Source organism: Actinacidiphila guanduensis, assembly GCF_900103985.1.
Lineage (GTDB): Bacteria > Actinomycetota > Actinomycetes > Streptomycetales > Streptomycetaceae > Actinacidiphila > Actinacidiphila guanduensis.
In genome coordinates this window covers 32447-56519 of sequence record NZ_FNIE01000008.1, presented here as the reverse complement: position 1 = coordinate 56519, position 24073 = coordinate 32447, and the positions used below count along the sequence as shown (strand labels likewise).

Genomic DNA, 24073 nt, shown 5'->3' with positions numbered 1-24073 from the left:
TCCGTTCGGGGAGGCGCAAGGTAGTCGGCACGTGGGGGTTGGCCGAACACTGTCATTCGGCAGCGAAGCGAGACAAGGCGTTTCGTGGCTGCTTGCTGCCACTTGGCACAACCTCGACAGACCCGCTACAACAGGCGCATGGAGCTTGCGGTACTCGGCATGACCTGCGATGAGGAGCGCGTCTACGAAGCGCTCGTCGCCCAGCCGGGATTGACGGCGGCCGCGCTCGCCGACCATCTCGAAGCCGAGGTGGCCCCGCTCAGGCGGGTCCTCAACTCGCTTGTGGACAAGCACCTGGCGACCAGGAGCGGCCGCCCGACCCGGTACCTGGCGGCGCCGCCGGACATCGCGATCAACCACCTCGTGCAGACCAGGGAGAAAGAGCTGAGCGCCGCGCGCGCCAAGGCGTACGCGCTCTCGGAGATCCACCGGAACGCGACCCGGGCACGTCCCGAACTCGCCATCGAGCAGCTGACGGACCGCGAGACCATCGCCTCGGCCGTCGAACTCCTGGAGTCCAAGGCCCAGCACCAGGTCAGGGTGTTCGACACCCCGCCCTACTACGAGCCCCCCGACGGCGAGGGCGCCGCCCGGAACACCGCCACGCAGATCGCGCGCCACCAGCGCGACGGGGTCGCCCACCGGGTGATCTACAGTCAGGACGCGCTGACCTGGCCGAAGAAGCTGGAGACGGGCATCCTGCCGGCGATCCGCGGCGGCGAGCAGGCCCGGATGCGGCGCACCCTGCCGCTCAAGCTGATCATCAGGGACGACCAGGACGCCCTCATCCCCTTCGACCTGAGCCGGAGCGGCCTGCAGGTCGCCTACCTGGTCCGGCGCTCGCCGCTGTTCACCGCCCTCGAAGCCCTCTTCGAGGGCGAGTGGACCCAGGCCGTCCCGCTCGACGCGGGAGCGACGGCACCCACCGCCGTCGACGGCCCGGACGAGGAGACCCGGTCCCTGCTCGCGATGATGATGGCCGGCCTCACCGACACGGCCATCGCTCACGCCAAGGGGTGGAGCACCCGGACGACCTACCGCCGGCTCCAGGACCTCCTGACCGAACTGGGGGCGTCCACCCGTTTCCAGGCCGGCTGCATCGCGGAGAGACGCGGCTGGCTCTGATCCGCGGCGGCGGCCCTGGTCCGGTGGCCGCGGCGCTGATCTAGCCTCAAGGGCGTGACGACCACGAATCCGCTGCTCGCCGAGAGCCCGCTGCCCTACGCCCTGCCGCCCTTCGAGGCGATCCGCGAGGAGCACTTCCTGCCCGCCTTCGAGGAGGCGATCCAGGCGCACCTGGCCGAGGTGGCGGCGATCTCGGGCAGCACGGAGCCGGCGACCTTCGCCAACACCCTTGAGTCGCTGGAGCGTTCGGGTGTGCTGCTGGACCGGGTGCGGCGCGTCTTCGACAACGCGGCCGGCGCGCACCTCACTCCCGGGCTGCGGGAGATCGAGCCGAAGGTCAACGCGATGCTCGCCGCGCACGAGGACGCCGTCCACCTCGACGCCGCCCTCTACTCCCGGATCAAGGCCCTGTACGAGACGCGCGAGGACCTCGGCCTGGATCCGGAGTCGCTGCGGCTGGTCGAGCGCTACCACACCCGCTTCCGGCGGGCGGGCGCCGAACTGGACGAGCGGGGGCGGGCCCGGCTGCGGGAGCTGAACGCGCGGATCGCCGCGGAGTCCACGGCCTTCGGGCAGAACCTGCTGGCCGCGAACGAGGCCGGCGCCCTCGTCCTGGACGACCCCGCGCAATTGTCGGGACTGTCGCCGGACGCGGTCGCGGCGGCGGCCGAGAACGCCCGTAGGCTCGGCCACGAGGGCGCCTGGGTGCTGTCGCTGCGGAACTTCTCCAACCAGTTCGAACTGGCCGTCCTGGACGACCGCGAGGTCCGCCGCCGCTTCCTCCGGGCCTCCCTCGACCGCGCCCAGGACACCAACCTGCCGCTGGCGAAGTCGCTGGCCGTGCTGCGCGCCGAGCGGGCCGCGCTGCTGGGGTACGACAGCCACGCCGCCTATGTGGTCGCCGACAACACGGCGGGCAGCACGCGGGCCGTCACCGACCTGCTGGCCCGCCTGGTGCCGCCGGCCGTCGCCAACGCCCGCCGCGAGGCCGACGCGCTGGCCGACATCGCCGGCGGCGAGGTGGCAGCGTGGGACTGGGCGTACTGGTCGGAGAAGGTCCGCAAGGAGCGCTACGACGTCGACCAGGCGGCGCTGCGGCCCTACTTCGAGCTGGACCGGGTGCTGCGCGAGGGCGTCTTCCACGCCGCCCGCGAGGTCTACGGCATCACCCTGACCGAGCGGCCCGACCTGCCCGGCTACCACCCCGATGTGCGGGTGTTCGAGGTCTTCGACGCCGACGGCAGCGAACTCGGCCTGTTCCTCGCCGACTTCTTCTCCCGCCCGACCAAGCGCGGCGGCGCCTGGATGAACTCGCTGGTCGTGCGGTCCGAACTGCTGGGCGGCCGGCCAGTGGTGGTCAACAACCACAACATCGCCGCGCCCGCACCGGGCGAGCCGGCCCTCTTGACCTTCGCCCAGGTGAAGACGCTCTTCCACGAGTTCGGGCACGCCCTGCACGCGCTCTTCTCCCGCGTCCGCCACCCCTACTTCGCCGCGACCGCAGTGCCGCGCGACTTCGTCGAATTCCCCTCGCAGGTCAACGAGATGTGGGCGCTGTGGCCCGACGTGCTGGAGCGCTACGCCCGCCACCACGAGACGGGCGAACCGCTGCCGGCCGACCTGGTGACGCGGATGGAGCAGGCGGCCCGGTTCGGGCAGGGCTTCGCCACCGTGGAGTACCTGGCGGCCGCGCTGCTGGACTGGGCCTGGCACAGCCTGCCGGCCGGCGAGGACCCGGGCGACCCGCTGGAGTTCGAGGCACGGGCGCTGCGGGAGGCGGGCCTCGACCTGCCGGCGATCCCGCCGCGCTACCGCACCTCGTACTTCACGCACATCTTCAACAGCGGCTACAGCGCGGGCTATTACTCCTACATCTGGAGCGAGGTGCTGGATGCGGACACCACCGAGTGGTTCACCGCGCGGCCCGAGCGGCGCCGCGAGAACGGCGAGGTGTTCCGGGACCGGCTGCTGTCCAAGGGCGGCAGCGTCGATCCGCTGGCAGCGTTCGCGCAGGTGCTGGGGCGGCCGCCGCGGGTGGAGCCGCTGCTGACCCGCCGCGGACTGGACGGGGCCGAGGGGGCGTAAGGGCGCAGGGGGCACAGGGGGCACAGGAGGCACAGGGGGCACAGGGGGCACAGGGGGCGTAACGCTGCCGCCTCTCGCCAGGGTCCGGTCCACCTGCTACGTTATCGTTAACTCGACAGCGAGCCCGTGGTCGGGAAAGACCGGGCGTTCGCGTTATCTCTGGTGCGGAGCGGATGGCATGGGCGACTGGTCGCAAGTGACGGTGACGGCTGCGGCGTACGAGCCGGACCCCTGCTATCCCGTGCAGGCGGGAGCGGTCGCCGCCGGCTGGGACGCTGCCGTGCGCGAACTGCCCGCCGGGGTACGGCTCCTGGCCGTCGACGGTCCGCCGGCGCTCGCCTGGGACGACCTCGCCGAGGACATACGCGCCGCCCTCGGGGCCGCCGGCAGCACCGCGGTGGAGACCGTGGACACGCGGACTGCGATGCGGGACTGGGCGGCGATCCGCGAGCTCACCGATTCCCCCGCCCTGTCCGGCGACCCCGACTTCGCCCGGCTCGCGCAGGGCGAACTGGCCGACCTGCTCGACCCGTCCGCGCTGGCGGCGCTGTCCGCCGCGGTCCCCGAGGGGCAGGTGCGGGTCGTCGTCGGCCCCGGCGCCGCGCTGGTGGGGGCGGACGCGCTGTGGTGGGCCGACACGCCCAAGCGCTTCGCGGAGGCGGCCGTCGGCCGGGGCCTCGGCCGCAACCTGGGCGCGCCGGACGGCGAACCGCCCAGCCTGCGGCGGCTGTTCTACATCGACTGGCCCCTGCTGGACCGGCACCGCGACGCCATGGCCCGGCGGATCGACCGCTGGATCGACGTTACCGATACCGCGCAGCCGCGCTCGATCAGCGGCGAGGCCCTGCGGGCGTCCTGCCGGTGGCTGGCCGGGCGGCCCTTCCGTACCCGGCCGACCTTCAACTCCACCCCGTGGGGCGGGCATTGGGGCCAGGAGCAGCTCGGTCACAACACCGAGGCGCCCAACACCGCGCTGGGGTACGAGCTGATCGCGCCCGAGAGCGGCGTCCTGCTCGGCGAGAGCCCGCAGGCGGGCGTGGAGGTCCCCTTCCAGCTCGTCGTCTCCCTCTTCCCCGCACAGGTGCTGGGTGAGGTGGCGCACGAGATGTTCGGCACCTCGTTCCCGATCCGCTTCGACTACCTCGACACGGTCGGCGGCGGCAACCTGTCGGTCCACTGCCATCCTCAACCGCGGGAGATGCGCGAGCTGTTCGGCTGGCCCTACGCCCAGCACGAGAGCTACTACCTCATGCGGGCGGGCACCGGCAGCCGCGTCTTCCTCGGCCTGCACGAGGGCGCCGACCTCGACTCCTTCCACGACCATGCCCACGCCGCCGACGCCCACGGCGTGCCCTTCGCCATCGAGCGCTACGTGCAGACCTTCCCCGCCGAGGCCGGGCAGCTCTACCTGGTCCCGGCCGGCACCCCGCACGGCAGCGGCGCGGGCAACGTCGTCCTGGAGGTCAGCGCCACCCCGTACCTGTACTCGCTGCGGTTCTACGACTGGCTGCGCCGGGACGCCGCCGACCGGCAGCGCGCGGTCCACGTCGAGCACGCCTTCCGCAACCTCGACCCGGCCCGCTCCGGCGCCTCGGTCGCGCGCGACCTGGTGCAGCGGCCCCGGGAGCTGACGGCGGGCGAGGGGTGGCACGAGGAACTCATCGGCGCGCTGCCCGAGATGTTCTTCGAGGTCCGCCGGCTGCGGATCGAGCCCGGCGGCGCGGCCGAGCAGAGCACGGCGGGCCGCTTCCACGTGCTGACCGTGGTGGACGGCCAGGGCGCGCTGGTGACGACCGAGGCGGGCGAGCAGCACTTCGTACACTACGCCGAGACTCTTGCCGTGCCGGCCTCCGTGACCGCCTACCAGGTGCGCAACGCCGGGCCGGAACCGGTCCGACTGGTAAAGGCGCAGGTGGTATGAGCGCAGGTGGTGTGGGCGGACGTCCCGAGCCCGAGCAGTCCCTGACCATGCGGGACGTGGCCGAGCGGCTGGGGGTGAGCCCGATGACAGTCTCGCGCGCGCTGCGCGGCCAGGGGGGCATCGGCGACGAGACCCGGCGCCGGGTGCTCGCCGAGGTCGAGGCCCTGGGCTACCGGCCCAACCGGCTGGCGCGGGGCCTGCGTTCGGGCGGCCCGACCGAGCTGGTCGGCCTGGTGGTCACCAACCTCGCCAACCCCTTCTACTCCCAACTGGCCGTGGGCGTCGAGGAGATCTGCGTCCGGTCCGGCGCGCGGGTGATGCTCGGCAGCACCGGCGAGGACCCGGCAGCCGAACGCGAGGTGGTGGCCGACCTGGTGGAGCGCGGTGTGGACGGCCTGGTCGTCGTCCCCTCCGGCCACGACCACGCCCACCTTGCCCCGGACCGGCTGCGCGGCACCCCGGTGGTGCTGGCCGCGGGACCGCCGGTGGGTGTGGACGTCGACTGCGTGCTCGTGGACGACTTCGGCGGCAGCCGGGACGCCTGCCGGCGGCTGCTGGCGCGCGGCCACCGCCGGATCGGCTTCCTCGGCCTGCCGCCGTCGCTGTGGACCGGCTCCGAGCGGTTCCGCGGCTACGCCCTCGCGCTGGAGGAGGCCGGCATCCCGGTCGCCGAGCGGTACGTCAGCCGGCACCGGGGCGACACCGCGCTCGCCGAGGAGGCGGCCCTCGGCATGCTCGCTCTGCCGGACCCGCCGACCGCGCTGCTCGCCGCCAACAACCGCAACACGGTGGGCGCGTTGCGCGCGCTGCGCCGCCGCTCCCCCGGCGAACCGCCCGTCGCACTGGCGGGTTTCGACGACATCGAGCTGGCCGACCTGCTCAACGTCCCGCTGACCGTGGTCTCCTACGACCCCGCCGAGCTGGGCCGGGCCGCCGCCACGCTGCTCTTCGAGCGCCGCGACGCCCCCGCCGCCCTCCAGCCGCGGCGCGTCACCGTCCCCACCACCCTCGTGGACCACCCGACCCCCCGGTAGGTACCCATGCCCACTTCCTCGCGGGGCGCGGCGCCCGCGGCCGTCCCCGTGCTCGACATCGGCGGTTCGCACGTCACCGCGGCCGCCGTCGATCCTGTCGCGGTCCGGGTGATCCCCGGCAGCAGGCAGCGGCTGCCGCTGTCCCCGGACGCCGACCCTCCCCTGTTCCTCACCGCGCTCGCCGCGGCGGCGGCCGGCCTCGCGGGCCGCCGGCTCCACCCCGTCTGGGGCATCGCCCTGCCGGGCCCCTTCGACTACGCGGCGGGCGTCGCCCGCTACCGAGGCGTCGGCAAGTTCGACGCCCTCGACGGCTTCCCGGTGGGCGAACACCTCACCCGGCTGCTCCCGCCGGGCGCCCGTCCCCTCTTCCTCAACGACGCCCACGCCTTCGCCCTCGGCGCCTGGCACACCTCCCCGGACCGCCCCGCCCGCATGGCAGCGCTCACCCTGGGCACGGGCGTCGGCTCCGCCTTCCTCGACGCGGGCCGCATCGTGACCGAGTCGCCCGAAGTGCCACCGGAAGGCCGCGCCGACCTGCTCACGATCGACGGCGACCCCTTGGAGGAACGGGTCTCCACGCGAGCGGTCACGGCCCGGTACGCGGCCCTGACCGGGCGGGTGCCGGCGGGGTGGCGCGAGCTGACCTCGGCCGCGGCGGCGGGCGAGGGCGCTGCCCGCGAGGTCGTGGACACGGCGCTGTCCGCGCTGGGTGGCGCACTGGCCCCGTGGCTGTCGGCCTTCAAGGCGACGACGCTGGTCGTAGGGGGCTCGGTGGCGGCGTCCTGGCCGACCGTCGGCCCACCGCTGACCGCGGGCCTCACGGCTCACGACGAAGGGCCGGCGACGGTTCATGTGGTCCCCCGGACGGACGGAGAGGATGCGGCGCTGGTGGGAGCGGCGGTGCGAGCCCTGCGCGAAGGGTGACGGTGGTCTTCGGGAGCGCGGGGTCGTGGGCGCGCGGGCTCGCGGACGGTGAGCAACGGGACCGGTGCGAGCCGAGCCCGCGATCGGGGACGGGTGACGGGCACGGCCAACACCGCGACCGCGAGCCCGAGTTGCAAACCGCCCGCGCTCCGATCCCCGTGCACGAGGCCGTCGTCCGGCCGAAGGCACGGCAATCCCGCCACCCGCACCAGCCGTAGGCCCCCAAGCCGCGAGCCCGAGTTGCAAGCCGCAAGCTCCGACCCGCGCACGAGGCCGTCGTCCGGCCACCCGGCCATCAACTCCCGGGCGCGCAAGGCACCGCCCCGCATGACCGCCCGCGCCGCGATCGCCCACGACCTCAACAACCCCCGCCGGCAGGGCGACCTGAATGCGGCCAACCACCGCCGCCGCGGCCGAAGGCACAGCAATCCCGCCATCCACGGCAGCCGCGGGCCCTACCCCGTCGCCTCACCGCCCGGCGCGGCCTTCCTGCTCAATCCGCCCCGCCGTACGCCTGATTGCGGCTCGGTGGGTGCAGGTGCTTCTGCAGGAAGGCCAGTTGGTGGCGGAGCAAAGGGGCGGTGAGCGGGGAGCCGATGGCGTCGTGGCCCGCGTTCGGGAGGAGCAGGACCTCGTGCGGCCGGGCTGCCGCGAGCAGGGCCGCGGACATGCGGAGGGTGTGGGAGGGGTGGGTGGTCGTGTCGGCGAGGCCCTGGACCAGGAGGAGCGGGCGGGTCAGCGAAGGGGCCCTGCGCAGCAGGGAGTTGGACTCGTATGTCCGGAGTGACTCCGCGGGCGGTCCGAGGAACCGTTCGCGCCAACGGGCGTCGTAGACGCGTTGGTCGGTGACGGCGGCGCCGGCCACGGCGGCGTGGAAGACGTCGGGGCGCTGGAGGACGGCCGCCAGGGCGAGCGCGCCGCCGAAGGACCAGCCGCGGATGCCGACCCGGCCGGGGTCGAGGTCGGGGAACCGCCTGGCCGCCTCCCGTACGGCGGTGGCCTGGTCCTCCACCGCAGGGCCGAACAGGTCGCCGTGGACGGCCCGTTCCCACTGCGGGCCGCGCCCGGGAGTACCGCGGCCGTCGGCCACGAGCACCGCGAAGCCCTGCTCGGCGAACCACTGCGCGACCAGCGACCGCCAGTCCCGCTCGGCCGTGACACGGCGCCGCGCCGCCCCGCCGTAGGGGTCGGCCAGGACGGGCAGTCGGGTGCCCGGACGGTGCCAGGACGGCAGGTGGAGGTCGGCGCGCAGCCGGCGCGGCCCGAGCAGCAGCCGCACCGCCCGTACGTCCAGGGTGGGTTGCTGGACGAGCGAGGCGATGGCGCGGGTGCTGCCGCGGCGCCGTACCGTCGTACGGCCGCCGGGACGGTCCGGGCCGCCCGCGGTGTGCACCAGCGTGCCGCCGCCACGTACCCCGGTGTGCACGCCCGGCTCCCGGCTGAGCCGCCGCAGCCCCTCCCCCGGCCGGTACGTCCACAGGTGGGTCTCGGCGGGCTCGCGCGAGGCGGTGAAGAGCACGTCCTCGCCCTCGACGCCGAGCACGGCGCCGAGTTGGAGCCCGGCTGGGGTGACGGGAGTGCCGGCGACGGCCAGCGTGCGGGTGCCGTCCCGCTCCTCGGCCGTGACCAGCTCGCCGGCGGCGGTCCGCGCCGGGAGGCCGGGCACGAGGTGCACCCAGCGGGGGTCGTGCTGCTCGTGCAGCACGCGGGTGGTCCCGTCGGCGGGGTCGATCGCCAGCAGCCGTACGGTGCGCTGGTCGCGGGACTGGACGAGGGCGTACGGGCCGTGGGCGTCCCACCCGGCGCCGACGACGTACGCGAACGCGGCCCGGTCCCAGAGGACTTGGATGCGGGGTGGCGCAAACGGGGCCGCGTCGGGCGGAGTTCGCAGCCCGCCCCGCAATTGGGCGAGGGGTTCGGCGTCCGCGTGGCTCGGGGACTCGGCCCGCGGTCGGGCAGGGGACTCGGCGTGCGGTGAGACCAGGGGCTCGGCGTGCGCTTCGGCCGGGGACTCGGCGGGCGCTTCGGCGGCCCCCGCTCCCGCCGCCCCGGATCCCGTCCGGGCCGCCCCCATTCGCGCGGAGGCCGCCAACTCCGCCACCCACAGTGTCACGTCCGGCAGCGGCGTACCCGGCGTCGAACGCCGCAGCACCCTCGGCGGCTGCCACGGCGCCGAGGGATCGGCGAGGTACCAGCGGCCGACACGGGTGAAGTCCGTCCGGGCGTACAGGAGTCGGCGCCCGTCCGGGGCCCACCACAGGCCGTGCTCGGTGTGCTCGCCGAGGCCATGCACGACCTCCGGGCCCTGGGGCGCGGCCAGTTCGCGGTCACCGCGCCCGTCGGCGCCGATCAGCCGGAGGGCGCCACCGGTGGCATAGGCGATGCGGCGCCCCTGCGGGTCGGGGCGCGGTGCGGCGGGCTCGCCCGACGCGGGCAGCCGCCGTACCCGCCCGTCGGCCACGTCGACCGCCCACAGCGACCCGGCGAAGGTGAAGACGGCGAGCCGGCCGGCCCGGTCGGTGGCGTAGGCGCGGATGCCGTCGCCCGATCTCCCCGCATCGTCGGGGGGTTCGAGGAGTCCGGCCGGGTCGGCGAGCAGCCGTTCCGCCCCGGTGTCGGCGTCCGTCGCCCACAGGCAGGCCACCGGGTCGTCGCCGGCGCGGGTCCGCAGGAAGAGCACGGTGCGGCCGTCGGCGCCCACGGTGATGGCGCGGGGCACGCCGAGGGAGAACCGCCGGGTGGTGGCCACCTGCTCGGGCAGCGCGTCGGGGGTCGGCATGACGGCACACTGCCACGGTTCACCGCCTCGAACAAGTATTCGATCGGCGAGCCGGAAAACCCAGGTGCGCGGCATGGCGGGCAGCGGCCACGATGGGGCGATGGCATGGACGATCACCGGCTCGCTCGACGACTTCACCGCCGCCGCGGACCCCTTCCTGCGGGCGCGGCCCGAGGAGAACACCGTGGCCCTCACCGTGTGCGCGACGCTGCGTCGGCAGGGCCTGGAGACGTACGGCGGCGCGCCCGTCTTCGGCTGGTGGCGTGACGGCTCCGGCGAGGTCGCCGCCTCCTTCCTGCAGACCCCGCCCTTCCCGCCGCTGCTCGCCCACGGCACCCCGGAGTCGGCCCGCGAGCTGGCGGCCGAGCTGCCCGCCTCGGTACCGGGTGCTCGCGGGGTCGCGGAGTCGGTGCGGGCCTTCGCCGCCGCGTGGCGGGAGCGCACGGGCGGGCAGGCGCGGGTCGACCGCGAGATGCGGCTCTTCCGGCTCGGCACGCTGCTGCCGCCGGACCCGGCACCCTCCGGGCGGGCCCGGCTCGCCGGGCCGGAGGACCGCGCGCTGCTGGAGGAGTGGGCGGCGGCGTTCTCCCGCGACCTGGGCGAGGAGAGCCCGTCGAACGCGGTGCGGGCGGTGGCGGACTCGCTGGCGCTGGGCGGTCGCTACCTGTGGGAGGACGGCGGGCGGCCCGTCGCGATGGCCGGTACGACCCCGCCGGAGGAGGGCCAGGTGCGGATCGTGGCGGTCTACACCCCCGAGGCCGAGCGCGGCCGCGGCTACGGGGCGGGCGTCACCCACGCGGTCACCCGGGCCGCGCTGGACGCGGGCGCCAAGGACGTCCTGCTCTTCACCGACCTGGCCAATCCGGTCAGCAACCGCCTCTACCCGCGGCTGGGCTACCGGCCGCTGAGTGATCAACTCTCCGTGGTCTTCACCCCTCCGGTGTCGTGACGCCGCCGCATAATGGGGAGGGCGGACCTTCCGCCGCACCCGATCCGCCTGGAGGACCCGTGACCGGCGCCGGCCCGAAGCCGTCCCGCCTCGTGAAACTACGGCCCGCGCCGTTCGGCGCGGACCCCACGGGCGCGCGGCTCGCACGCATCCTCGCCTCTCCGAACTACGCCGACGGCGCGTTCGTCAACCCCGTCGGGGCCCGTGTGACGCCCAGCGGCGGCATGCTGAAGGCACTGCCGGCGAACCTGCGCAAGGAGGCCCGCCAGGCGCGCAAGCCGGCCCGGCCGGTGCCGATCCACCCCACCACGCTCGCCGACCTGGAGCGCCCGCCCGCCTCCGGCCTGCGGCTGACCTGGATGGGCCACTCCTCGGTGCTCGCCGAGATCGGCGGGCGGCGGGTGCTGTTCGACCCGGTGTGGGGCGAGCGGTGCTCGCCGTTCGCCTTCGCGGGGCCCAAGCGGGTGCACCCGGCGCCCGTGCCGGTGGCCTCGCTGACCGGTGTGGACGTCGTCGTCATCTCCCACGACCACTACGACCACCTGGACATGCCGACGATCGTCGCGCTGCTGCGCGGCGGCGCGGTCTTCGCGGTGCCGCTCGGTGTGGGCGCGCACCTGGAGCACTGGGGCGTGCCGGCCGACCGGCTGCGTGAGCTGGACTGGAACGAGTCGACCGAGGTCGAGGGCCTCACGCTGACCGCCACCCCGGCCCGCCACTTCTGCGGCCGGGGCCTGCGCGGGCGCCAGCAGACCCTGTGGGCGTCCTGGGTCGTCACCGACGGCACCCACCGCATCTACCACAGCGGCGACACGGGCTACTTCCCCGGCTTCGCCGAGATCGGCGCCCAGCACGGCCCGTTCGACGCGACGATGATCCAGATCGGCGCGTACAGCGAGTTCTGGCCGGACATCCACATGACTCCGGCGGAGGGCATCCAGGCGCACCTCGACCTGTCGGGCGGCAGCGCGCGCGGGGTGATGCTGCCGATCCACTGGGGCACCTTCAACCTGGCACCGCACGCCTGGGCGGACCCCGGCGAGGGCACCGTCTTCGCCGCCCACGAAGCGGGCGCGACCGCCACCACTCCCCTGGTCGGCCAGCCCTTCGAACCCGCCACCCCGCCGCCCGCCTACCCCTGGTGGCGCGAAGTCGCCTACCCACCCGCCGACGGCTGGACCCCCTGGCCCCCACCCACCCCGGTCCAGGACGAATCCCTCTCCGACGCCTGACCCACACCCGAGCCGGGGCCCGGCGGACTCCTCCACCACCAACGCCCGGAACCCCCGGCCCCGAACCCACCCGCGCCCCGGCGGACTCCCCCAACGGGACCGGAAATAATCCAGCACCAGAGAATTGCGGCTTGGGGACCATTCACGCAAGTGGTCAGCGACGCCGCGGTTCGCGTCAGGTCATCCGCTCGTGACAGGTCACCTACGCCCGTGCTGCGACTCGAACGCGCGCCCAATCAGCCAACGCGTCCAGATTCGGTGTAGTGGGATCCACGGCGGCCAAGAGTTTTTCCAGGCCTGCCGCGTCCACCGCGTCAATCCGCAGGAACAACGACAGTAGGTCCTCGGGGAGCAGCGCATGGACTTCCGAAACGGGGTCCCCCGCCTCTCGCAGCACCGTCTCCCGATCCAGCAGCCGACGCATCAAGGGCAACTGTTCCTTCAGCGCGGCAGTCAGCGCCGCAGCGCAACGGGTTCCCTCATCGGCCTCATCAACTATCCATCGATAGGAGAAGGGCGGTCCTTCCGAGAACTGAGGCGCCACCTGCGCCGGCGGTGCGATGTCGCATCGGACCACGCCTGCCCCCACATCAGGAGCTGGGAGCCCGAGATCATTTCGGTTGACCCAATCCCAACGTGACAGTGGAACCATGACGTAATCGACCGCGAAGACCCCGGGAGTACTTCTTACCTCGAATTCCAGGATGACGAGGTCGCCGTTACCAGCGGTGAGCCGGTATCGGCGACCCGCCTTACGAAATCCAGCTGACCTCATCAAGGGTGTCACGCTTCCCCGAAGCATGACGTCGACAGGGTTCGCCATCCATCTCTCCCACCTTGAACGCAGAACCGGAGACTACCCCGCCATCGAAGCCATCGTCTGCGTCCTCATCCGCCACCGCAGACTGAACTCACCGAACGAGAAGACTCCTCAGCCTGGATCTTTCAGACAGTTCCCGCGCAGTGCCACCGCCAGGGCGAGGTCCAGCAGGGCCTTGCCCGGATCGTGCACCGCCCGCGGCTTGCGCCACGGTGCTGACGCCGCCGATATCGCCGTGTCCGGACCAGCCTTGCGAACGGTCTCCACCAGCACCCACCGGCCTGCGAGACGACGGCACCTCCGCCGCCCTGGACTCGGACAGATGGGTACGACCCGATACTCTTGTTCACCTGGAGAGTGCTCCTCTTTTGCATCTGGCAAGACCCTCGGCAAGTCCCATCGTTGCAGGTCAAGAGCGTTCTCCATCTTCCTGGCCACATGTTGGGCGCGACGATGGACGAAACGCGAGGCCCGTGATGAACGACCGCAGAATCACAATCGGCTTGCTGGCAACGGGAGCCCTCCTCCTCGTTGCAGGAGGTTCCTGGTTTCTGCTGGGAGAGCCCGCGGGCAGGGGCGATGCCGCCTTGGCTGTCGGCTTCGGCTTTGCGTTGATCTGCTTCTCGCAAGCGGCGCGCATGCTGGCCAAGCGACGGTAGATACCCGGAACTGCGTGACCGGAACGCGAGTCGGCGCTGGCCGGGGACACCTTCAACCTCGCCTTCCACGCCCCTGGGCCGAATCCGCAGAACGCACCATGCTCGCCGCACACACAGCCGGCCGGCACTCCGCAACCCCCCACGTCGGCCCACCCTTCGAACCCGCCACCTGCCCCCACCCACCCCCTGGTGGCGAACCATCGCCACCACCCCCGACAACGGCTGGGCGCAGCCGGTTGCAGCCGACCGCGAGCCGCGACGAGAGCGCGTGCGCGAGCCCGTTCGCGGCGAGCACGTCGAACCAGCGGTCCTCGACGAACGCGGGCAGCGGCAGGGTGCCGAGCAGCTCGAGGATGCCGTCGAGCACGGTCCCGGCGTCCGCCTCCTGCGGGGAGGCCGCCCGCTGCGGGCGGGCGGCACCGAGCCCAGGAGGTGGGCGGTGCCGGCGTCGTCCAGCCGCAGCACCCGGCGAGCGCCCGCAGTACCTGCGCGGACGGATTCCGGTCCCGGGTTCCCGGCCGGAGGGTCGGGCTGCGGCGCGGTGGCAGCCCGAACCCCGCGGCGGCCGAATGCACTTGGGGATCGGCAGGACCATTGACGCTCAGATGTCTCACGCGTTAAATCACGAGGTGAAAAAAGTCGGTCCGGTCAGGGGCCGGCTACGTCCGGACCGGGGGCGGGTCCTCCCCACGTGGCTCCGAGCCGGTCCTCGCGAAAGGGACTCCTCGTGCCCAACGGTTCCGACGAGCACTCCCCCGAGCAGCACCCGCACCGCTCCGGCCTGGGACGGCGGGGCTTTCTGACCCTGGCCGGCGGCGCCGTCGCCACCGGCGCGGGGGTGGCCGCCGGCGCGGCCCCGGCCGCAGCCGCCGACACCGCGCGCCCCGCCGTGCAGGCCGGCACCCAGGCGACGGATCAGGCCACCACGGCCACCCCCGCCGCCGTCACGCCCCCGCCTCCGGCCCAGCACCCGGAGGGCGAGCCGGACTTCGGCCCGAACGTGTACGTCTTCGACGGCGACACCCCGGCCGCCACCCTCCAGTCGATCGCCGACGCCGTCTACGCCCAGCAGGCCGGCGCCGAGTTCGGCACCGGCCGCTACGCCCTGCTGTTCAAACCGGGCTCCTACGGCGTCGACCTGAACATCGGCTACTACACCCAGGCTGTCGGTCTCGGCCTCCAGCCCGCGGCGGCGAGCATCACCAACGCCGTCCACGCGGACGCCGACGCCCACGGTCACGGCGCCCTCACCAACTTCTGGCGCGGCGTGGAGAACCTCAACATCGTGCCCCGCAGCGGCACCGCCCGCTGGGCCGTCTCGCAGGCCACCTTCTTCCGCCGCGTCTACCTGCTGGGCGACCTGCGGCTGGACGACGGCGGCTACTCCAGCGGCGGCTTCATCGCCGACTGCAAGATCACCGGCCAGGTCAACTCCGGCACCCAGCAGCAGTGGCTGACCCGCAACGGCATGCTCGGCCAGTGGACGGGCTCCAACTGGAACATGGTCTTCGTCGGCGTCGACAACGCCCCGGCCACCTCGTTCCCGTCCCCCACCTACACCAATGTCGCCCGCACCCCGGTCGTCCGCGAGAAGCCGTTCCTGTACGTGGACGGCGACGGCGCCTACCAGGTCTTCGTCCCGGCCGTCCGCCGCGACACGCACGGCACCAGCTGGGAGGGCCGCAAGCCCGAAGGCACCTCGCTGCCGATCGGCGGCTTCCACCTCGCCAAGCCCACCGAGTCCGCCGACGACCTCAACGCCGCGCTCGCCCAGGGCAAGCACCTGATCCTCACCCCGGGCATCTACCACCTCACCGAGCCGCTGCGGATCACCCGCGCCGGCACGATCGTCCTGGGCCTCGGCCTCGCCACCCTCGTCCCGGACAACGGCACCGCCGCGCTCGACGTCGCCGACGTGGACGGCGTGGTGATCGCCGGCCTGCTGGTGGACGCCGGCCCGCAGGTCTCGGACGTCCTGGTGCGGATCGGCCCGGACGGCGCCCGGCGCGGCCACGCGGCGAACCCGACCTCGCTGCACGACGTCTTCGTCCGCATCGGCGGCGCGGGCGCGGGCCGCGCCAAGCAGTCGATCGTCGTCAACAGCGACGACGTGATCATCGACAACACCTGGCTGTGGCGCGCCGACCACGGCCAGGGCGTCGGCTGGGACGTCAACACCTCCGAGAACGGCCTGGTGGTCAACGGCGACGACGTCACCGTCTACGGGCTGTTCGTCGAGCACCACCAGAAGACCCAGGTGCAGTGGAACGGCGAGCGCGGCCGGACCTACTTCTTCCAGAACGAGATGCCCTACGACCCGCCGAACCAGGCCGCCTGGAACGACGGGAGGACCCGCGGCTACCGCGCCTACCAGGTGGCCCCGCACGTCCGCTCGCACGAGGCGTGGGGACTGGGCAGCTACTGCATCTTCGCCGACGACCCGACGATCGTGAACGACAGCGCGTTCGCGGCGCCGCGCACGCCCGGTGTCCGCTTCCACAGCATGATCACGTTCTCCCTGGGCGGCGGTCAGGGCACGATCGCCCACGTCATCAACACCACGGGAGGTCCCTCTGACGCGACGACCAACCTGGCGCTGCTCACGTCCTACCCGGACTGAGGCCACGGCCCGGGTAGGCGCCCGGCGCGTGTGCCGGCCGCCCACCCGGGCCTCCGGTCTCCGGGCACCCCACAGGTAGTCGCTGCGTTTGCCCCTGCGGTGGGCGGTGAAGCGAGGCCCGTCGGGTGCCGCGCCTCGCCGCGCCAGGACGGGGCAGGGCGAGGCGGCGGCGGCCATCCGGCGGACAGGCGGAATGCGCCCGGGAAGGAGCGGGCAGCACAGCTCATGGACCACCGCGAGGGCCGGGCCGTCTCCGGCTGATCCTCGCCGGCATCCGGCCGACGCCGGATCGGGGCCTGCGGGCCATGGAGAGGACGAGATGTGACTGCGAACGACAAGGCCGGCGGGAAGGCCGAGGCTGCGGTGCTGTTCGATGTCGACGGCACCCTGATCGACACCGTCTATCTGCACACCGTCGCCTGGTGGGAGGCGCTGCGCCAGCAGGGGGCCGAGGTGCCCATGGCCCGGGTGCACCGCTGCATCGGCATGGGCAGCGACCACCTGCTCGCGACCCTGCTCGGCGAGGACCGGGACAAGGACATGGACGACACGCTCAGCGCCGCCCACGACACGCTCTACGCCCAGTACTGGTCCCGGCTGGTGCCGCTGCCCGGCGCGGGTGATCTGGTGCGGGCGTGCGCCGCACGCGGATGGCGGGTGGTCCTCGCCTCGTCGGCGAAGCAGAACGAGGCGGAGGTGATGCTCCGCGCACTCGGCGCCGGCGACGCGATCGCGGCGGTCACCACGGCCGACGACGTGTCGTCGAGCAAGCCGGCCCCCGACCTCGTCCAGCAGGCGCTGGAGAAGGCCGGCGTGGAGGCCGGGCAGGCGGTCTTCGTCGGTGACGCCGCCTGGGACGGAAAGGCGGCCGGCAAGGCAGGGGTCCGCTGCCTGGGCGTGCTCAGCGGCGGATGGTCACGCGAGGAGCTGGCCGCCGCCGGGATGGAGGCCGTCTACGACTCCCCCGCGGACCTGCTCGCCCACCTCGCCGACAGCATTCTCGCGACGCCGACCCTCGACTGACACGGCTCGCCGAGCGGGAGATGACCGCGGAACACGTCACTGAGGATTGTCGAGGTCCCTGGCCGTCTCATCGATATCCGTCAGGCGCTTCTGCCGCTTCTTCCCCGTACTCGGACCGAGAACGTTCAGCTGGTCAACGACGACGCCGGTGATCATGACGGCGCCACTGGGAACTCCCCGAACGGACCCAGAAACAACCCATGCCTCCAGAGAATTGCGGCTTTTCGACCGTTCACGCAAACGGTCGGCGACGGCCCGGTTCGCGTCCAGTCATCCGCCGGCGGTGATTCATCTACGCCCGTGCGGCGACTCGGACGCGCGCCCAATCAGCCAACGCATACAGATTCGGTGTAGTGGGATCCACAGCGGTCAGGAGTTTTTCCAGGCCCGCCGCGTCCACCGCGTCAATCCGCAGGAACAACGACAGCAGGTCCATGGGGAGCAGCGGATGGACCTCCGAAGCGGGGTCCCCCGCCTCTCGCAGCACCGTCTCCCGATCCAGCAGCCGACGCATCAAGGGCAACTGTTCCTTCAGCGCGGCAGTCAGCGCCACAGCGCAACGGGTTCCCTCATCGGCCTCATCAACTATCCATCGATAGGAGAAGGTCGGACCTTCCGAGAACTGGGCAGCCACCTGCACCGGCGGTGCGATGTCGCATCGAACCACGCCTGCCCCCACATCAGGCGCCGGGAGCCCCAGATCATTTCGGTTGACCCAATCCCAATGTGACAGTGGAACCATGACGTAATCGACCGCGAAGACCCCGAGAGTACTTCTTACCTCGAATTCCAGGATGACGAGGTCGCCATTACCAGCGGTGAGCCGGTACCGGCGACCCGCCTTACGAAATCCAGCCGACCTCATCAAGGGTGTCACGCTTCCCCGAAGCATGACGTCAACAGGGTTCGCCATCCATCTCTCCCACCTTGAACGGGTCATCTGGTCCGCAGTCAGGAAGCCAATGCGAACATGCTCCGGATCAGCACTGCGGCACCGATCCCCGCCCCCAGCGGCCTCTTCGACCCTCCGTACGACGCGGACGTCCCAAGGAGGAAGAGTAGTCAGCCAAGACTGGGTGAAATCAACCGGTACGGCTCCCAGCAGCGCAGGCGCCATTGACCGGACAGAAGTGACGATACGGTTTGACCCTCGTCATCCTCGTACGGCACCAAATCTCCGTGGGTACGGGCTCGTCTTCGGGCCGGCCGGCCCGACGATCGAGTCCGCGTCCTCCACGGTCAGGCTGCGGACCAAGGTCACCTGCGGGGCCGGCAGCCCAGCCGCCCTCGCCATGGTGTTCAAGCTGGTCGAGTCCGCCCAGGAACGCTGGCGTGCGATCACAGGAGCCCACCTGGTCGCCCTCGTCCGCTCGGGCACCCGCTTCGAGAGCGGCATCCTCGTCGAGCGCGAAGACCTGGTGACACGAGCGAGCGGGTTCGGGTGTGGCGCCCTCGGCTGTCATGATCCGTCTGTCTGCACCATGTTGCGGGACGCCGTTCGTTGCAGGAGCTGCCGGGACGACTCAAAGCCCAGCCGTTCGTACATCGGGACCGCGGTGCGACCAGAGTGGACCGTCACGCGAGCGGACCCGAGGGATGTCGCGTGCTCCGAGGCAGCCTCCACCAGCGCCGAGCCGATCCCCCGGCCCCGCTGGTCGGGCATGACGAAGACGCTCTGGATGTCCGCGGACAGCCGGCTTGTTGCTCCAGGTCTCGGCACACGTGGGACCAGCGCGACCCAGGCCATGCCAACGATCTCCGGTCGAAGGAGTCGCGCCACGAACGCCAGGTGCGAGTGCCGATTTGCAGTCCACCACCGCGCGAGCTCCGCCGCGAATGCATCAAGGGACCGCTGCCCTGGCTCCTCCTTGCGGGTATCCAGCCACAAGAGCCGGGCCAAGCCCGCGACGTCGTCCGCATTCGCCTGGCTGATGATCACGAGCCGAGTCTATCGAGCGAGGTGCAGGCGATAGTGGCCGCTAGCCGCCCCCTCGGACGCCGTGAGCGCCCTCCTCCGCTCAGCAAACACCGGCCAGTTGCGACCGGCGAGCAAACCGATCGGGAGTCCCGCCGACCGCACGGAAGGAAGACCTCTCCAAGCGAGAGAACACCGTGGGTTGTTGCACCCGTCCACCCAGTCCGCGGAGACAACGCTCCCCGGCTCTGAACCCGTTCGCCCAGGCAGTTCTTGTCAGGTCTGGCACCGGGCACCACAGGCCGCGCACAAATGGTTCCTCCCGGGACCTACCCGTTCTGCGACGCTCTCAATTCCGGTCAAGCCGGTCGCGAACAATCCGAACGCCACCGACCAGCCCTCGCACCACCCTGACGCCGCACCCGGCAACACACAGGTCGCTCTCAGGAGAATGCAACTGCCCCCACATCATCGGCAGTCATGATCCAGATGGTTCGAATCCGAGCTGAGGAGCCATTTCGTGATTGCAGGTGAAGGCGCCGATATGTCGGCCCGCACGCGCCGAAAGGGAACCCACCGGAAGAACAAGAAGGCCGTGCTCATCGCAGGCGCCGCGCTGACGGCCGCCCTCGCGGGCTTCGCCACGGTCGGAACCTCGATGGCATCCACTCCCTCACCGAGCGCATCCGGGACGCCCACCGCACTGCCGAGCGACGGCGGCCAGCGCAGCGACCCGTCCGACGGCGGCGCCACCGGCATCGTCCAGTCGACCTCCACCACCGGCTTCACCATCAAGACGGCCACCGGCGTCTCGGTCACCGTGACCGACGACGCGCACACCGTGTTCACCCGCAGCAACCACCGCACCTCGGCCGAGCAGGTCCAGGACGGCGCCAGCATCCTCGTCCTCGGCCTGGTCGACAGCACCACCATCACGGCATCCAAGGTCGACATCCAACCACACGGCGACGGCGGCGCCGCAGCGTCCCAGAAGGCCGGCGTGATCGCCTTCACACAAGGCACGCCGTCGCCCGACAAGTCCGTCGGCACCATCCCCGACTACACCGAGGGCGAGGGCACCACCGTCAACGGCCCGACCGCCGACAAGGCCATCCAGGCCGCCCAGGCCGTCGTGCCCGGCGGTATCGCCGACCGCGTCGTCAAGCTCGATGACGGCGAATACGAGGTCCACAACATCAGCATCAACTGGCCCCACCACGTCTTCGTGAACCAGGAATTCAAGGTCGTCGGCTGGGAATAGGCCGTAAGCCCAGCAGGGCACCCTCACCCCATGGAGCTGCCCCCGACACCTCCCAAAGTCGGGGGCACCCCCATGCCCAGCGCTCGGACGCCGCCGTCCATGAAGCAGCACAGTGGCGATGAAGGAAGTTCCTCGTACACGTGGAAGAAGCGGCGCACCCTTTCCCGCGCGAGACGTTCGACCCGGGACGCTGCCTGCGGCAAGGAGCAGGAGGCGTCGCGCCGCAGCACCGCGACAAGGTTGGAGGCGTCTCCGCGCGGCTCCGTGGTGAGAGCCACCGAGTTCCCGGCTCGCGCCGTGGCCCCGCCGGACGAGGAGGCCGGAACGTGGGCGGCACCTACGTCCCGGGACAACGCAGCGGGCAGAACCGGGCGCCCGTGCGGGTACGGAGGCCGCACCGCGCTTGCACGGCGTCACCGAACTGCCCGGCCTGGGCGCGTCCGTCATGACGGCCCCGCCCCGGCGCCCGCACCCACGCCGCGTCCCTGATGACCGGCAGGCCGGCCACCGGGTTCATGGGCGCACGCCGACGCGGCGCCCACGGGCCGGGGGGCCGGGGCCCGGCCGAAGGTGCCGCACGAGCCGTCGCCGTAGCTCAGCCACGTGCCCATCGGGGGCGTGCTGCCCACGGCGGGCCGGTCGTACGCGCAGACGCCCTCGGGGAAGGCCGCCCGCAGGGCCCTGCGCTGGGCGGCAGTGAACCGCACGCGGTAGGAGGAGAAGTCGATCGGCCGCAGCTGGCACTTGAGCACGTCCGCGGCCAACGGCGCGCCGGCCACGCCCCGAGGGCTCGACGCGACCGGGTAGAGGGCGGCGCACGGACCGGTCGCGGGGTACGTGAGCGGGGCGAGGACGCGTTGCCCGGAGGGCAGGTAGCAGCCGTCGCCCAGCCCGGCCGGTCTGCCGGCCACGACCTTGTCCCGGGGATCGCGGTGCGTGGTGTCCTCGGAGATGTTCGCCAGCCACCGGTCCATGGCCGACAGTTCGTAGGCGGACGCCGCCACCGTCTGTTCCGGTGTCGCCTGGTTCTCGATGACGACCTGGTTGGCGGCGGTGCCGTTGGCCCGCAGCAGCCGGGCACGAAGGGCGAAGGACCACTGGGTGGTGTGGATGTCGGAGAGGACGCCGGCCTCGTCCATGTCCGTGCGCTGGTCGATGACGGGCGTGGAGCGCAGTCCCTGGCCGCCGGAGAGGATCAGGTCCTCCCGGTAGGCGGTGGTCAGCATGCGCGCGGAGGCGGAGCTGCGCGCGGCGACCGGCGCGCCGTACTGGTCGAGGCCGCCGACGGCGCGGTTGAGGGCCACGAACTGGTCGGGGCTGATCGCGTCGTCGTCGAGCGCGGAGAGGCCGTACTGGACCCCGGTGTTGTCGTACGGCAGGGGGGCGAGGCCGGTGCGGGGATCGACTCCGAGCTGGTTGCCGAGCTGGCGCTGGAGGCTGCACTGCACGCCGTGCGGGTTCCTGGCCGGGTCCCAGAGGGCCGCGGTCGGGATCGCCGCGTCCGGCGAGACGAGCTGGCGGTTGCAGCTGCCGGTGGGAGTGATCCGGTCGGCGAAGGAGGCGATCCAGGAGGTGCAGGTGTCGTAGGAGCGGAAACCGGCGACGGCCTGACGCTGCGCGGCGCTCAGTCCCCGGCCGCCGGCTGCGAACCAGTTGTCCAGCAGGAGGCAGTCCTCGGTCGTGACCGCGGTGGACAGCGGGTCGGGAAACGGCACTCCGGCCACGATGCCGTCCAGGATGCCCGGGTAGGCGTCCGCGATGTCGTACTGCTGGATGGCGCCGCCCGACGCGCCCCAGCCGATGGTGTACCGGATCGGTCCGTTCACGTCGGCGAAGTGTTCCTTCACCATCATCGCCGCCTCGGCGGACAGCACGGTGCTGCAGTTCTGGTCCAGCACGTTGAGGCTGGAGGAGGCGACACCGTAGCCCTGGGACAGCATCAGGTCGTCGAGCACGCCGCCGGTGACGTCGCCCTGGTGGTACCCGCCGTTGCAGCCGCCGCCGAAGGTGTAGACGAGCTTGTGGTTCCAGCCGGCGCCGGTCCGCAGCGGCGAGGGAGCCCTCCCGTCGTAGAGCACCGCGGTCTGGTAGACGGCCCGGTCGATGGTGCCCGTCTCCATGCGGACGACGTACGGCACGGCCCGCCCGTCGACGTGCGCGGTGGCCAGGTCCGCGGGCCTGCTCCGCGGGTCGGTGAGCGTCTTGAAGGCTCCGTCGCGCGTCCGGTACCAGTAGGTGACCTTCGTCGGTGCCGAGCAGTCCGGCTGCCGTGCGGCGGACAGACCGAAGGCCGTGGTCTCGCAGAAGTACGGGTGCTGCTGGGGGCCCGAGAAGACCGGCCCGGTGCTCGGGTGGTCGGTGATCCTCAGCGTCGCGCGGTCCTTCCCGGCCGCGGCGGTCAGTTCGTTGCCGCCGACCCGCAGGCCGGTCGCCAGGCCGAGCAGGGTCCCGTCCGGCTGTTCGGCGAAGGCGTCCGAGATGTCGCGGCCGTTCTCCGTGATCCGCGCCCGGTGCGGATCGGCGTGAGCGGGAAGGGAGACCCGGATCAGGGTGGAGGGCCCGCTGATCAGTTCCGGGTGCGAGTTGGCCGCCGTGGTCAGCCGCAGGGCGGTGGGTGCGGGACCGTTGCCCGCGCCCACCGCGGTGGCGGGCGGGGCGGTCAGCGCGAGCAGGCCGGCCACGGCGGACAGGGCGGCGCACGTGACGGTCCGGTCGAGGGCGGAGCGGTGACGGCGTTCGGACATGGGCGGGTCCCTTCCTCGTGGTGCTGCGTGGTGCTGCGCACTGCGGCTCGGGAAGCAGCACGGGCGCAACGTAACGGACCATTGCTCACTTGCCTAGACTTCGCGCTTGTTCGCGATCTGCGCGTCGAGGGGTCATTGCCGCGTCACACCGCAGGAGAGCACCACGGCGCATACTCGGAGCGGCCTCGGCGGGATTACTCAAGAGAGCAGTGGTCCGCTATGCTGCAGGGCGCGAAGCCGCTCCTCCCCCGCACGAAAGAGACATGACACGGTGAAGATCCTGCTGTTCGGCGCCACCGGTACGGTTGGCGGCGGCGTCCTGCGCCAGTGCCTCCAGGCCCCCGACGTCGAGGAGGTGCTCGTCGTCACCCGCCGCGCGACCGGTGTACGCCACCCCCGCCTGCACGAGGTCCTCCACGAGGACTTCACGGACTTCTCGGCGGTGGAGGACCGGTTCGCCGCGTACGACGTGTGCTTCTGGTGCGTCGGGCGCGCCTCGCGCGAACTCGACGAGGCCGAGTACACCCGCGTGACCCACGACTTCGCCGTCGCCGCGGGGCGCGCCATCGTGGCCGTGCGGCCCGACATGGCCTTCTTCTACGTCTCCGTCACGGGGGCGGACACCGGGAAGCGGGCCAAGGGCTTCCGCGTCAAGGCCCGCGCCGAGAAGGCGATCCAGGAGCTCTTCCCGACGACCGGCTGCATGGTCCGTCCCGCGCACGTCCAGCCCGCGGACCGGTCCTCCGTCGCGCGCTACACCCTCGGGTACCGCATGGCCGTGCGGCTGTACCCGCTGCTGGACAGGGCGCTCCCCCACCTCGTCACCACCTCCGACCGCCTCGGCCAGGTGATGCTCCAGGCCGCCCGCACCGGAGTTCGCAACCGCGTCCTCGAGGGCCGGGACCTCCGCTGAGCCCTCCCCCGGTCCCGGGCGCCCGGGGCCGCGGCGGACCGAGCCGGACAGCGGAATCCTTGCTCCTGG

Annotated in this window: 17 protein-coding genes and 2 pseudogenes; 12 read left to right on the top strand and 7 right to left on the bottom strand. The window is 72.3% G+C overall.

Going from position 1 to position 24073, the window contains the following annotated elements; translation table 11 throughout:
• Window positions 1-138 precede the first annotated feature (138 nt).
• The 5 genes from BLR33_RS18390 to BLR33_RS18370 all read left to right on the top strand — a co-directional run bounded on the left by BLR33_RS18390 (window position 139) and on the right by BLR33_RS18370 (window position 7089).
• Window positions 139-1125, top strand: coding sequence for a helix-turn-helix domain-containing protein (locus tag BLR33_RS18390; RefSeq protein WP_093785610.1), 987 nt, complete (start codon window positions 139-141; stop codon window positions 1123-1125).
• A gap of 54 nt (window positions 1126-1179) precedes the next feature.
• A complete protein-coding gene (locus BLR33_RS18385; protein ID WP_093785609.1) occupies window positions 1180-3210 on the top strand; it encodes a M3 family metallopeptidase in 2031 nt (676 codons plus the stop codon).
• A gap of 178 nt (window positions 3211-3388) precedes the next feature.
• Window positions 3389-5131, top strand: a complete 1743-nt coding sequence (locus tag BLR33_RS18380; RefSeq protein ID WP_093785608.1) for a class I mannose-6-phosphate isomerase — start codon at window positions 3389-3391, stop codon at window positions 5129-5131.
• On the top strand, window positions 5128-6165 hold the full coding sequence (locus BLR33_RS18375; protein WP_245771497.1) for a LacI family DNA-binding transcriptional regulator: 1038 nt from the start codon (window positions 5128-5130) through the stop codon (window positions 6163-6165). Before BLR33_RS18380 ends, BLR33_RS18375 begins: the two co-directional genes overlap by 4 nt.
• A gap of 6 nt (window positions 6166-6171) precedes the next feature.
• On the top strand, window positions 6172-7089 hold the full coding sequence (locus BLR33_RS18370; protein ID WP_093785607.1) for an ROK family protein: 918 nt from the start codon (window positions 6172-6174) through the stop codon (window positions 7087-7089).
• A 493-nt stretch (window positions 7090-7582) separates the two neighbouring features.
• Here BLR33_RS18370 and BLR33_RS18365 read toward each other — a convergent pair whose 3' ends face one another.
• Window positions 7583-9868 (bottom strand): S9 family peptidase, encoded by a 2286-nt coding sequence (locus tag BLR33_RS18365; protein ID WP_107408894.1) that lies wholly within the window; start codon window positions 9866-9868, stop codon window positions 7583-7585.
• 100 nt (window positions 9869-9968) lie between these two features.
• On the opposite strand from BLR33_RS18365, the gene BLR33_RS18360 reads away from it, so the two are divergent.
• Together BLR33_RS18360 and BLR33_RS18355 are read left to right on the top strand one after the other, a co-directional pair.
• Window positions 9969-10817, top strand: a complete 849-nt coding sequence (locus BLR33_RS18360) for a GNAT family N-acetyltransferase (protein ID WP_093785878.1) — start codon at window positions 9969-9971, stop codon at window positions 10815-10817.
• 59 nt (window positions 10818-10876) lie between these two features.
• Window positions 10877-12049 (top strand): MBL fold metallo-hydrolase, encoded by a 1173-nt coding sequence (locus BLR33_RS18355; RefSeq protein WP_093785605.1) that lies wholly within the window; start codon window positions 10877-10879, stop codon window positions 12047-12049.
• A gap of 202 nt (window positions 12050-12251) precedes the next feature.
• On the opposite strand, the gene BLR33_RS34790 is transcribed toward BLR33_RS18355, so the two are convergent.
• From BLR33_RS34790 to BLR33_RS35245, 3 genes and pseudogenes are all read right to left on the bottom strand, one after another.
• Window positions 12252-12872, bottom strand: a complete 621-nt coding sequence (locus tag BLR33_RS34790) for a hypothetical protein (RefSeq protein WP_143031713.1) — start codon at window positions 12870-12872, stop codon at window positions 12252-12254.
• Window positions 12873-12989: 117 nt separating this feature from the next.
• A pseudogene (locus BLR33_RS18345) lies at window positions 12990-13219 on the bottom strand (IS1380 family transposase); the annotation flags it as partial.
• 361 nt (window positions 13220-13580) lie between these two features.
• Window positions 13581-13895 (bottom strand): MmyB family transcriptional regulator, encoded by a 315-nt coding sequence (locus BLR33_RS35245; RefSeq protein ID WP_176930311.1) that lies wholly within the window; start codon window positions 13893-13895, stop codon window positions 13581-13583.
• Between the two features lie 360 nt (window positions 13896-14255).
• On the opposite strand from BLR33_RS35245, the gene BLR33_RS18340 reads away from it, so the two are divergent.
• The gene (locus BLR33_RS18340; protein WP_093785603.1) at window positions 14256-16148 is read left to right on the top strand and encodes a coagulation factor 5/8 type domain-containing protein; all 1893 of its coding nucleotides are present in this window, start codon (window positions 14256-14258) and stop codon (window positions 16146-16148) included.
• 321 nt (window positions 16149-16469) lie between these two features.
• On the top strand, window positions 16470-17171 hold the full coding sequence (locus BLR33_RS18335) for an HAD family hydrolase (protein ID WP_245771496.1): 702 nt from the start codon (window positions 16470-16472) through the stop codon (window positions 17169-17171).
• Between the two features lie 292 nt (window positions 17172-17463).
• Here the strand turns inward: BLR33_RS18335 and BLR33_RS34785 are convergent, their stop codons facing one another.
• Complete coding sequence (locus BLR33_RS34785) at window positions 17464-18084, bottom strand: hypothetical protein (RefSeq protein WP_143031712.1); 621 nt, start codon at window positions 18082-18084, stop codon at window positions 17464-17466.
• A gap of 304 nt (window positions 18085-18388) precedes the next feature.
• On the opposite strand from BLR33_RS34785, the pseudogene BLR33_RS36175 reads away from it, so the two are divergent.
• Window positions 18389-18580 (top strand): annotated as a pseudogene (locus BLR33_RS36175) (IS256 family transposase); the annotation flags it as partial.
• Between the two features lie 50 nt (window positions 18581-18630).
• Here the strand turns inward: BLR33_RS36175 and BLR33_RS18320 are convergent.
• Window positions 18631-19110, bottom strand: a complete 480-nt coding sequence (locus BLR33_RS18320; protein ID WP_093785601.1) for a GNAT family N-acetyltransferase — start codon at window positions 19108-19110, stop codon at window positions 18631-18633.
• Window positions 19111-19681: 571 nt separating this feature from the next.
• Here BLR33_RS18320 and BLR33_RS18315 point away from each other — a divergent pair.
• Window positions 19682-20347: a PepSY domain-containing protein gene (locus tag BLR33_RS18315; protein WP_176930310.1), complete on the top strand. Its 666-nt coding sequence runs from the start codon at window positions 19682-19684 to the stop codon at window positions 20345-20347.
• A 443-nt stretch (window positions 20348-20790) separates the two neighbouring features.
• On the opposite strand, the gene BLR33_RS18310 is transcribed toward BLR33_RS18315, so the two are convergent.
• Entirely contained in the window at window positions 20791-23091 is a 2301-nt protein-coding gene (locus tag BLR33_RS18310; protein WP_176930309.1) for a DUF6351 family protein, read from the bottom strand.
• A 271-nt stretch (window positions 23092-23362) separates the two neighbouring features.
• Here BLR33_RS18310 and BLR33_RS18305 point away from each other — a divergent pair, with 271 nt between their 5' ends.
• Window positions 23363-24004 carry an NAD-dependent epimerase/dehydratase family protein gene (locus tag BLR33_RS18305; RefSeq protein WP_093785600.1) on the top strand — a complete coding sequence of 214 codons (642 nt, stop codon included), beginning with the start codon at window positions 23363-23365 and terminating at the stop codon, window positions 24002-24004.
• Window positions 24005-24073 lie beyond the last annotated feature (69 nt).